10 protein-coding genes and 2 pseudogenes are annotated in these 11,578 nt (G+C 50.6%); 3 read left to right on the forward strand and 9 right to left on the reverse strand.

Annotated elements, in window-relative coordinates; genetic code table 11:
* Positions 1–15: 15 nt before the first annotated feature.
* From ACJHW7_RS20115 to priA, 9 genes are all read right to left on the reverse strand, one after another.
* Positions 16–642, reverse strand: coding sequence for a hypothetical protein (locus ACJHW7_RS20115; RefSeq protein ID WP_000232687.1), 627 nt, complete (start codon positions 640–642; stop codon positions 16–18).
* Positions 643–764: 122 nt separating this feature from the next.
* Entirely contained in the window at positions 765–1,439 is a 675-nt protein-coding gene (locus ACJHW7_RS20120; RefSeq protein WP_001383717.1) for a hypothetical protein, read from the reverse strand.
* Positions 1,440–1,498: 59 nt separating this feature from the next.
* Positions 1,499–1,984: a ribonuclease E activity regulator RraA gene (gene rraA / locus ACJHW7_RS20125; protein ID WP_000872908.1), complete on the reverse strand. Its 486-nt coding sequence runs from the start codon at positions 1,982–1,984 to the stop codon at positions 1,499–1,501.
* 92 nt (positions 1,985–2,076) lie between these two features.
* Positions 2,077–3,003: a 1,4-dihydroxy-2-naphthoate polyprenyltransferase gene (menA, locus tag ACJHW7_RS20130; RefSeq protein WP_001308187.1), complete on the reverse strand. Its 927-nt coding sequence runs from the start codon at positions 3,001–3,003 to the stop codon at positions 2,077–2,079.
* A 66-nt stretch (positions 3,004–3,069) separates the two neighbouring features.
* Positions 3,070–4,401 carry an HslU--HslV peptidase ATPase subunit gene (gene hslU / locus ACJHW7_RS20135; RefSeq protein WP_001293341.1) on the reverse strand — a complete coding sequence of 444 codons (1,332 nt, stop codon included), beginning with the start codon at positions 4,399–4,401 and terminating at the stop codon, positions 3,070–3,072.
* Between the two features lie 9 nt (positions 4,402–4,410).
* Positions 4,411–4,941 (reverse strand): ATP-dependent protease subunit HslV, encoded by a 531-nt coding sequence (hslV, locus tag ACJHW7_RS20140; protein ID WP_000208242.1) that lies wholly within the window; start codon positions 4,939–4,941, stop codon positions 4,411–4,413.
* A gap of 92 nt (positions 4,942–5,033) precedes the next feature.
* Entirely contained in the window at positions 5,034–5,993 is a 960-nt protein-coding gene (gene ftsN / locus ACJHW7_RS20145; RefSeq protein WP_000068837.1) for a cell division protein FtsN, read from the reverse strand.
* Positions 5,994–6,084: 91 nt separating this feature from the next.
* A complete protein-coding gene (gene cytR / locus ACJHW7_RS20150) occupies positions 6,085–7,110 on the reverse strand; it encodes a DNA-binding transcriptional regulator CytR (RefSeq protein WP_000644904.1) in 1,026 nt (341 codons plus the stop codon).
* A gap of 155 nt (positions 7,111–7,265) precedes the next feature.
* Positions 7,266–9,464: a primosomal protein N' gene (gene priA / locus ACJHW7_RS20155; protein ID WP_021557385.1), complete on the reverse strand. Its 2,199-nt coding sequence runs from the start codon at positions 9,462–9,464 to the stop codon at positions 7,266–7,268.
* Positions 9,465–9,666: 202 nt separating this feature from the next.
* Here priA and rpmE point away from each other — a divergent pair, with 202 nt between their 5' ends.
* The 3 genes and pseudogenes from rpmE to ACJHW7_RS20170 all read left to right on the forward strand — a co-directional run.
* Positions 9,667–9,879 (forward strand): 50S ribosomal protein L31, encoded by a 213-nt coding sequence (gene rpmE / locus ACJHW7_RS20160; RefSeq protein ID WP_000710769.1) that lies wholly within the window; start codon positions 9,667–9,669, stop codon positions 9,877–9,879.
* Between the two features lie 159 nt (positions 9,880–10,038).
* A pseudogene (locus ACJHW7_RS20165) lies at positions 10,039–10,431 on the forward strand (DUF6531 domain-containing protein); the annotation flags it as partial.
* Positions 10,432–10,564: 133 nt separating this feature from the next.
* Positions 10,565–11,578, forward strand: a pseudogene (locus tag ACJHW7_RS20170) (ISAs1-like element ISEc1 family transposase); the annotation flags it as partial.

The following is an 11,578-nucleotide window of genomic DNA, read 5'->3' on the forward strand; positions in this document are numbered from 1 at the left end:
AAGGCGCCTTATTTTTTACTTCACTGTATTTTTAGCAGACAACATAATCTCCATCGCCTGTTGGCGATATTTATCTGCCGTATCTGGCTCCATTAATGCAATGATCCCCACAGCCCTGGGGGTGTCTTCAAGATAAACACTGATGGTTCTTTTCTGCTGACCATCAAAATTTATCAACACATCCTGATACTTACAGGTGAAATGTTTGGCATTACAATCATGAAACTGGAAGGTTTCTTCATTGTATTGATCCTTGAGATTGTCTCGCTGCATCTTCTTTAACTCTTCCAGCGAGTCATCGGCGCTACGTCCTGCGGGCAGGCGGAAAGCAGAAATAAAGACGCTATTATCTTCACTTCTTATATCAATGGTTTTATCAGTACTAATAGAAACCGTATTCCAGTGTCGGTTTGGGACAGTCACGGAAATAGCTGCCTTCTCAAACGTATAGTGCCACGGGGTGAACAGACGAAACGTATTGCCGACGTTGGATAAAAGCAGGACTCCCAATACCCAACAGCACCCGCGAGTAAAACTGGCGAAGTTACGCGTTTTTTTAGTGAATGTGCACAGAATACCTGACACAAGCACGGGAAGTAATAACGGCCCAAGAAGTACTGAACCGATATACTCGCCAACCATCCCAGGATCTCCAGTAAGCAAGTTACTGTGCTGAAGATGACTAAGAAAAACAGTTATTATCCATAGTATTAATAAGATAACGTATCTCATATCAATCCATTATTATTAACATGCACATCAGATCATTGACGAGCAGAAAGCATCATTTTCATTACTTCTTCTTGATATTCGTCCAAATAATCTGGGTCGATAGCTGCGACCAGTTGTATCAAATTAGTGTTATCCAGTAGAGTCATGAAAATAGCATGTCTTACTTTGCCATCACTCATTGTTTGCACTCCTTCCTGATAAGCGCAGGCAAATCCCTGAACATCACAAACATGCATTTCTGCAGTTCCGTTTTGAATCGCGGTAAGTTCCTCGATTGAATGCACACCGAGTTCATTTTGTGAGAAGGCAACAATAGCTAAAATAGCATGGGCATCCCGGGTCACCAGGGTTGGTCCTTGTTTTACTATATTGGCAACCCACTGTTTGCTCGGAACCGTGACGGTGATACCTGGCTCCGGGAAAGTATAATCCCATATGCTGTGTCGTTCCCACACCGTATAGCTGCTATAGATAAGAAATAATCCCATTAACCAACAAGTGCCGCGAATAAAGCTGCGGCTGCTTCTTTTTTTTATCGTTATACAGATGATTGTGGCGATAATAAATGATAAGGCAAGTGGGTTAAAAAATACGTTAGCAAAATATAAAATCATTTCACCCGCGTTGCCAGATAAAAGAAATTTGTAGCGGAAATGGTTAACGGCTATAAGTAATAAATATATAAATAAAAGAATAATATTCTGCATGAATGCGTCCATGTATAAAAAAGGGGAATTTAATTCCCCTTTTAACGCATGGCAGATACTTATTCAATATCCAGCGGATCTTCTGAAAGAATAATCCCGGTATTGTCGGCATAAAGATGGTCGCCGGAGAAGAAGGTAACACCGCCAAAATTGACGCGGACATCGCTTTCGCCAATGCCTTCGCCAGCGGCACCAACCGGAATTGCCGCCATCGCCTGGATGCCGATATCCAACTCTTCCAGGTCATCTACCTGACGCACCGCGCCGTAAATGACCAGACCTTCCCATTCATTTTGTACTGCCAGACGCGCCAGTTCAGCATCGACCAGTGCGCGACGAACAGAACCACCGCCATCGACGACAAGAACACGACCACGGCCATTCTGTTCGAGCAGATCGTACAGCAACCCGTTGTCCTCGAAACATTTTACCGTGATTATTTGTCCGCCAAACGACGCCCGTCCGCCAAAGTTGGAGAACAGCGGTTCCACGACGTTAACATCTTCTTGATAGATGTCACAAAGCTCGGAAGTATCGTATTTCATAGGCTTAACATTCAGTTGCTGCGAGAATTTTCAGTATATCGCGCTATGTGGTCTGTTGGCAAAATCATCAATTGTTAATTGATATTTGTCAGTTATGCTGCCCACTGGCTTAGGAATATCCCTACAACAAACAGCAGGTTAGTCAGTAACGCTCCCTTGACAGTGCGTTCCAGCATCGGTCGCATCGCCACCGGGTCCATTTCCCGCATCACATAACGGGCTTGCTTCACCAGCAACGGTGCCGCCAGCAGGAACAGCCAGCCCCACAGGCTATGCAGCGAAAAGAGATTAAACAGCGCCAGACATACCAGAGAGCCCATCAGCAGGCAGGCATGATAACGACGCGCGTTCACTTCACCTAAGCGCACCACCAGCGTGTTTTTGCCGTTTTCGCGGTCGCTATTGATATCACGCAGGTTATTAATGTTCAGTACTGCCGTTGCCAGCAGGCCGCATGCGGTCGCCGGAAGGATCAGTGCCGGAATCAATGTATGAGCCTGTAAATACCAGCTCCCCATGACGCTTAACCAGCCAAAGAAAACCAGTACGGAAATATCACCCAGACCGATATAACCATAAGGACGATTGCCCACGGTGTAGGTGATAGCGGCAATAATCGACAACCCGCCAAGAATCAGGAAACCGACAAAATCAGCCAGCGTATGGCATGCCACTGCAACCAGTGCCAGCCCAGAGAGACAGATGAGCACGACGGTAATAATGAGCGCCCGTTTCATCTCTTGCTGGGTAATGACCCCTTTTTGCATGCCGCGTAGCGGCCCAATGCGGTCAGGTTTATCGCTGCCTTTTACTGCATCGCCGTAATCATTGGCGAGGTTAGAAAGGATCTGTAATAGCCCGGCGGTAATCAGTGCCAGCAGGGCGACCAGCGGATCAAAATGACCTTGCCACCATGCCAGCGCCGTCCCGACGATAATTGCAGCAAAGGCGAGGGGGAGGGTTTTAGGTCGTAAACTTTCCAGCCACGCCTGAGTTCGGCTAATTTGTTGTTCAGTCATAATACGCGCCAATAAAAATGGGGCCTTTCAGCCCCATCAAACAATGATGAAAATGATTGAACGCGATTATAGGATAAAACGGCTCAGATCTTCATCTGCCACCAACGCATCCAGATGTTTGCTCACATAATCTGCGTCAATAGTGATATTTTGACCGCTTAAATCGCTGGCGTCGTAGGAAATCTCTTCCATTAAACGCTCCAGAACAGTGTGTAAACGACGAGCACCGATGTTTTCGGTAGATTCGTTCACCTGCCATGCCGCTTCCGCGATGCGTTTAATACCGGAGTCGGTAAACTCGATATTTACGCCTTCAGTCGCCATCAGTGCTTTGTACTGCACGGTGATAGAGGCATTCGGCTCGGTCAGAATACGCTCAAAGTCGCTGGTGGTCAGTGCCTGCAGTTCAACGCGGATTGGCAGTCGACCTTGCAGTTCCGGGATCAGGTCAGACGGTTTCGCAATCTGGAACGCGCCAGAAGCGATAAACAGAATGTGGTCAGTTTTGACCATCCCGTGTTTGGTGGAAACGGTGCAACCTTCTACCAGCGGCAGCAGGTCACGCTGAACGCCTTCACGAGAAACATCCGGACCGGAAGACTCGCCGCGCTTACAGATTTTGTCGATTTCGTCGATAAACACGATCCCGTGCTGCTCAACAGCGTCGATAGCGTCTTGCTTCAGCTCTTCCGGGTTCACCAGTTTCGCCGCTTCTTCTTCAATCAGCAGCTTCATGGCGTCTTTGATTTTCAGCTTACGCGCTTTTTGCTTCTGGCCGCCCAGGTTCTGGAACATGGACTGCAGCTGGCTGGTCATCTCTTCCATACCTGGAGGAGCCATAATTTCAACGCCCATCGGTGCTGCGGCAAGATCGATCTCGATTTCTTTGTCATCAAGCTGGCCTTCACGCAGTTTTTTGCGGAATGCCTGACGAGCAGCGGACGGTTCCTGCTGCTGTTCGGTCTGTCCCCAGTTGTTTTTAGCAGGTGGGATCAGCACGTCGAGAATACGTTCTTCTGCCAGTTCTTCAGCGCGATAACGGTTTTTCTCGATAGCCTGGACGCGTACCATTTTCACGGCGGCATCGGTCAGATCGCGAATAATAGAATCCACTTCCTTACCGACGTAGCCCACTTCGGTGAATTTGGTCGCTTCAACTTTGATGAACGGCGCATTCGCCAACTTAGCCAGACGACGGGCGATTTCAGTTTTACCGACACCGGTCGGGCCGATCATCAGGATATTTTTCGGGGTCACTTCATGGCGCAGCTCTTCGTTGAGCTGCATGCGACGCCAGCGGTTACGCAGAGCAATCGCCACAGAACGCTTGGCGTTGTCCTGGCCGATGATGTGCTTATCCAGTTCGCTGACGATTTCGCGTGGGGTCATTTCAGACATGGGAGATCCTTACGCTTTGTAGCTTAATTCTTCGATGGTGTGGAAATGGTTGGTATAGATGCAAATGTCGCCTGCAATATCCAACGCCTTTTCAGCAATTTCACGAGCACTAAGTTCAGTATTTTCTAACAGTGCACGCGCCGCAGCCTGGGCGTAAGGGCCGCCGGAGCCGATAGCAATAAGATCGTTTTCTGGCTGCACCACGTCACCGTTACCGGTGATGATAAGCGATGCAGTTTCATCCGCGACTGCCAGCAGTGCTTCAAGTTTGCGCAACATGCGATCGGTACGCCAGTCTTTTGCCAGCTCAACGGCGGCTTTAACCAGATGGCCCTGATGCATTTCCAGTTTACGTTCAAACAGTTCGAACAGCGTAAAAGCATCCGCAGTACCGCCCGCAAAGCCCGCGATGACTTTGTCGTTGTACAGACGGCGGACCTTTTTCACGTTGCCTTTCATTACGGTATTGCCCAACGTGGCCTGACCATCACCAGCGATGACCACATGGCCGTTACGGCGTACGCTTACTATAGTTGTCACGAGCTGACCCCTTGGTTACGAATACAGAGTACAAACCCCGTACAAAAGTACGGGGCATAATGCAATTATAGATGGGGGGGATTTTGAGGGTTTCAACCCCCGGCGGCGAGCCGAATGCAGTTTGTATGACCCGCCATCTTCAACCGATTGAGGGTGCTGTCTGCGTTCTCTTTGCCTTTCACCGGGCCAATGACCACACGATTCCAGCCATTGTTGGTGGTGATTTTCGAGTCAAATCCTTCGAACGCCAGCTGAGCACGTACCGTCTCTGCCTGTTCCGCGCCTCTGAACGAACCGCACTGCACCATCCAGCGGCGTTCGTCTTTTTTCTCCGCCGTCGGTTTTGGCGCGTCAGCGGCACGAGTAACCGGCGCAGCTTGCTGCGGCTTCGACTGCGCGGTCGTGTGCGCAGGGGTTTGCAGCAGATCCTGGTACGGCTGCTGAGTAGAAGCCGGTTTAGACTGGCGCGGTTGCGCCTGTACCGGCGCGGCTTGCGACGTACGCGTCTGCTGCTGCCAGCTTTGTTCAGTCGTACGCGACTGCTGAGCCAGGCGTTGCTGTTCCGCTAATTGCTGCGCCTGACGTTGGCGCTGTAGCGTTTGCTGACGCTGTTCCGGCGTCTGTTCATTCCACGGAACCTCAACCAGCTGCGTTGGCTGCTGGCGCATATCAGCCTGCATTTGTTCAAGAAGCTGACGTTGTTCTGGTGTCAGTTGCTCCGGCGTTTTCACTTCACCACCGGCAGAAGGTTCTGTGGGCGCACGCACACCCGGCTGGCGACTTTCCAGCTCTTTGATGTAGCGCCAGCGTTCTTCTGGTTTTGGTGGTAGTCCGTTTCCGGTCACTTTCTGGCTTTGCAGCGTCTCGGACTCTTCTTTCTTGTGATGCGTAATGAAGTACAGACCACCGATAAAGGTCACAAGAACGGCGGCAGCAATAGCGACCATAGCGGGAGAAACCGCAGGCAGATTTCGTTGCTTTTTCCGTGAGGTGCTCTTTTTTCGCCGCGAAGGTGCCGGTTGGCTGCGGCGTACATAATCTCGTTGTGCCACTATCGTTTCGCTGTATTTATTCGTTCGTCAGCCCGCCATGTTACTTAAGCGGCGGGCCTTTGACCAGTCACGGCAGTCTTAAAGGTTTACTTTAAGGTAACGCGCGTGTTGATCCCCGGATGATAAGTTCGCAGTCCATTAAACGAGAGCCACTGCCAACGTGTTGCCCCTGCATTTGATCAAGCAATAACAGCATAGCTTCCCGACCGATTTCGTAACGTGGCTGCGCGATGGTTGTCAGCGGCGGATCACAAAATTGCGTCAGGTCGATGTTATCAAAACCGATTATGGAAAGGTCTTCCGGTACTTTCAGCCCCTGGCGTTTTGCCTGCGAAAGTGCGCCGAGTGCCATTACATCGCTATGGCAGAAGACAGCAGTAGGCGGTTGTGGAAGATCAAGCAGCTGTTGCATTGCTTTGCTTCCGGCTTCGAAGGTGAAGTCGCCACGGGCGATGTATTGCGGATCAACCATAATGCCGCAGCGACGCAGCGCCTGAACGTAACCTTGCAGGCGGTAGTGACACAGCGGCATCTCTTCGGGACCGGCTATACAGCCAATCCGTTTATGCCCTTGCTCATATAAATAATTTACTGCATCAAATGCGGCGGTCAGATTGTCGATATGAACGGTAGGCAGCTCCAGTTCCGGTGCAAATTCGTTCGCCATCACCATCGGCGGCAGATTACGCTGTTCCTCAATGCTGGCATCAAACGGCAGCCTTGAACCCAGCAGCAACATGCCATCAATTTGCTTGGTGATGATCAAATCGATAAAGGTTTTTTCCTGCTGATTTTGATGCGCACAGTCGCCAATCAGCACCAGATATCCGTGATTTGCCGCCGTAACTTCTATACCGCGAATAATTTCGCTAAAGAAGGGATCGCAGATATCCGGGACAATCACCAGAATGGTGCGGGATTCATTACGCTTGACGTTGCGCCCCATAGGCTGCGGTAAATAACCCACTTCCCGGGCCGCTTTTTCAACCCGATTACGGGTGGCCTGGGAGACTTTATCGGGATTCATTAATGCTCGGGAGACAGTCGCTGTAGAGACTTTTGCCTTGAGGGCAACGTCTTTCATGGTCGCGGCAGTTTCCTGCTTCTTCGCTTTCACACTCACTCCTCGCCTGGCACGTCAGGCGTACTACATCCATGTTTACTTCACATCGGCAACATTTTTAGCAGATAGCGCGTGAAAACGGTTACAGAATTTTCATGAAAAGTGTGATGAATATTGAATTTTTCGATCCGCCTCGCATCGTGAGCGGTTTAACCCTCAATCGGATCAACATCCAGCACCCATTTCACCTTACGGGAATCCGGTATTGTATTGATGAGTGCCAGCGTACCGTTAATGATGTGTTGCAAGCGCACGCGGGAAGGGTGCTGCAACAATATCTGCCAGCGCCAGCGACCGCCACGTTTAGGTGCCAGTGCCGGAACCGGACCGAGAACCCACAATTTGTCGTCTGCCAGCGGGCTGGAGAGGATCAGATTACGCAGTTGCTGCAGGAACAATGGCGCGTGCTGATTGTTATGATCTTCCGCACGCACAATCACATGGCTGGTCCACGGCGGCAGTTGCATCATGCGTCGCTCAGCCAGTGCCTGTTCGGCAAAAGCGTCGTAGCCTTTATAGAGCAACGTTTGCAATAGCGGGTGTTCCGGATGATGCGTTTGCAGCACCACTTCGCCCTGTTTACCCGCACGCCCGGCACGGCCTGCTACCTGGGTGTATAGCTGGGCAAAACGCTCTGCCGAGCGAAAATCGGCAGAAAACAGCGCGCCGTCCACATCCAGTAACGCTACCAGCGTCACATCCGGAAAGTGGTGACCTTTCGCCAGCATTTGCGTGCCAATCAAGATCCTCGCGCCGCCGCGATGCACTTCCGCCAGTTGTTGTTCCAGCGCTCCTTTGCGGCTGGTGGTATCGCGGTCGATACGAGAAATGGGCACACCAGGGAATAACGGCGCGAGCGTCTGTTCAAGCTGTTCGGTGCCCAGCCCCACGGGTACCAGGTGCGTGGAACCGCAGGAAGGGCACTGGCGCGGCACCGGGCGTTGGCTGTCACAGTGGTGACAGCGCAAATGCTGTTGCGCCTGATGCAGCGTGTAGTAGTGATCGCAACGTGGGCATTCGGCTATCCAGCCGCAGTCGTGGCACAGCAGCGCAGGCGCAAAACCCCGACGATTAAGAAAGAGGATAACCTGGTTGTCGGCCTGTAAATGCTGGCGCATACGGGTGATTAACGCCGGAGCCAGCCCCGCCTGCACCTTCTGACCTTTTAAATCCAGCACGTGTTGAATTGCCGGACGCGCATTCCCCGCCCGACGCGTCAGGCGTAGCAGGCGGTATTTTTTCTGCTGGACGTTGCATAACGTTTCCAGTGCGGGTGTTGCGGAGCCAAGAATAATCGGGATTTGCTCGCTGTGCGCACGATAAACCGCCAGGTCGCGGGCATGATAGCGCCAGCCTTCCTGCTGCTTGTAGGAACTGTCGTGCTCTTCATCAATGACAATCACGCCGAGATTTTTAAACGGCGTAAACAGCGCGGAGCGGGTGCCGATCACAATCGCCGCCTCACCATTTTTCGCTTTCAGCCACGCCGAAAGACGCTCGCTGTCGTTCAGGCCGGAATGCAGAACTTCCACGGGGGCATTAAAACGTTCACGAAAACGGGCGATAGTTTGCGGTGTCAGGCCGATTTCCGGCACCATCACCAGCGCCTGTTTGCCCTGAGCGAGCACGTTTTCCAGTACGCTCAAATAAACCTCTGTTTTACCGGAACCTGTAACGCCCGCCAGCAGCCAGGCAGAGAAGGTATCCGCCGCACTATGAATTGCGCCAACGGCGGTGGCCTGTTCGGTATTCAATCGCAACCGTTCACCAGAAACGGCATAGTTCGTTCGCCAGTCGCTAAACTCTGGTGTTTCACTTGCTAAATCACACAGACCTTTTTTGCGCAGCGCCTGCAACGCGGCATCATTAAATTCGAGCGTGGCAACCTGGTCGCGCCAGATTTTGCCTTGCCGTAACGCTGCCAGCGCCTGTTGTTGCTTGGGCGAACGTTTCAGGCTGTTCAGATCCACCGCCTGACCTTGTTCAGTGGCAAACCAGTACCACATCGGCGCGTTCGCCGCAGGCCGCCCCTGGCGTAGTAAAATCGGCAAGGCATGAAACAGCACATCGCCAATCGGATGATGATAGTAATCTGCCGCCCATAGCAGCAATCGCCAGACGGAGTGAGTAAACACCGGCTCACTATCCAGCACTTCGACTACCGCTTTTAGCTCATTGAGCGGCAGTTCGCTGGCATCGCTAACTGATACCACAATCCCGATGCGCTCCTGCTGTTTGCCAAACGGCACGCGCACGCGACACCCAGCTTTAACCGTCATGCCTTCTGGCAGCAGATAGTCAAAGGTACGAGGAAGCGGAACGGGCAAGGCAACGTGGGCAACGGGCATAGCATCATCCTGACTTGAAATTCGGTGGGTTAGTATACACATTGCCGTAGAAGAGTGCGGATCAGTTTGCATACGCTGGTTAATTTCTGTATGATTTCGCGCCTTCGTACGAAATGATCGTATTGAAGCTATACTTTTAACATCGCGTGGTGTCTGGCGTTAGGGCTGGAAGAGCGACGCGGCCTTAAACCGAGGTTTTCCCATGAAAAAAGATATTCACCCGAAATACGAAGAAATTACTGCTAGCTGCTCTTGCGGTAACGTAATGAAAATCCGCTCCACCGTTGGTCATGACCTGAACCTCGACGTGTGCAGCAAGTGCCACCCGTTCTTCACTGGCAAACAGCGTGATGTTGCTACCGGTGGCCGTGTTGACCGCTTCAACAAGCGTTTCAACATCCCGGGCAGCAAATAAGACCGGATTTCCGAAAAAAGCGCCGCACGGCGCTTTTTTTGTGCCTGTAATTTGCCTTTTATAAATTCTGAAAAATTCCGGGGTGTTAACTCATTATCATTTCCTGTTGTTGACTGGCGCTAGGCTTCTGGTTCTTATTTATTTCAAAAGGATTTTACGATGAGCGGAAAACCGGCGGCGCGTCAGGGCGACATGACGCAGTATGGCGGTAGCATTGTCCAGGGTTCAGCCGGGGTGCGCATCGGTGCCCCCACCGGCGTGGCCTGTTCGGTGTGCCCCGGCGGGGTGACGTCCGGCCATCCGGTCAATCCGCTGCTGGGTGCAAAGGTCCTTCCCGGTGAAACCGACATCGCCCTGCCCGCCCCGCTGCCGTTCATTCTCTCCCGCACCTACAGCAGTTATCGGACAAAAACGCCCGCGCCGGTGGGGAGCCTCGGCCCCGGCTGGAAAATGCCTGCGGATATCCGCTTACAGCTGCGCGATAACACACTGATACTCAGTGATAACGGCGGCAGAAGCCTGTATTTTGAGCACCTGTTTCCAGGGAAAGATCATCAGAAGTACACTTTTTGTACTAAATAATTCGCATTTTATGTTTAAAAATTGAGATATTCCTCATTACCTAAAGCTGTCTTTTATTGCTTATACATGATCAAATACTCCTTGTATAATTAAGGAGAACAAAATGGAACTTAAAAAATTGATGGAACATATTTCTATTATCCCCGATTACAGACAAGCCTAGAAAGTGGAACATAAATTATCAGATATTCTACTGTTGACTATTTGTGCCGTTATTTCGGGTGCAGAAGGTTGGGAAGATATAGAGGATTTTGGGGAAACACATCTCGATTTTTTGAAGCAATATGGTGATTTTGAAAATGGTATTCCTGTTCACGATACCATTGCCAGAGTTGTATCCTGTATCAGCCCTACAAAATTTCATGAGTGCTTTATTAACTGGATGCGTGATTGTCATTCTTCAGATGATAAAGACGTCATTGCAATTGATGGAAAAACGCTCCGGCATTCTTATGACAAGAGTCGCCGCAGGGGAGCGATTCATGTCATTAGTGCGTTCTCAACAATGCACAGTCTGGTCATCGGACAGATCAAGACGGATGAGAAATCTAATGAGATTACAGCTATCCCTGAACTTCTTAACATGCTGGATATTAAAGGGAAAATTATCACAACTGATGCGATGGGTTGCCAGAAAGATATCGCAGAGAAGATACAAAAACAGGGCGGTGATTATTTATTCGCGGTAAAAGGTAACCAGGGGCGGCTTAATAAAGCCTTTGAGGAAAAATTTCCGCTGAAAGAATTAAATAATCCAGAGCATGACAGTTACGCAATTAGTGAAAAGAGTCACGGCAGAGAAGAAATCCGTCTTCATATTGTTTGCGATGTCCCTGATGAACTTATTGATTTCACGTTTGAATGGAAAGGGCTGAAGAAATTATGCGTGGCAGTCTCCTTTCGGTCCATAATAGCAGAGCAAAAGAAAGAGCCAGAAATGACGGTCAGATATTATATCAGTTCTGCTGATTTAACCGCTGAGAAATTCGCCACAGCGATCCGAAATCACTGGCACGTGGAGAATAAGCTGCACTGGCGTCTGGACGTGGTAATGAATGAAGACGACTGCAAAATAAGAAGAGGAAATGCAGCAGAATTATTTTCAGGGATACGGCAC

This window comes from Escherichia sp. WS1152, assembly GCF_046487665.1.
GTDB classification, from domain to species: Bacteria; Pseudomonadota; Gammaproteobacteria; order Enterobacterales; family Enterobacteriaceae; genus Escherichia; species Escherichia coli.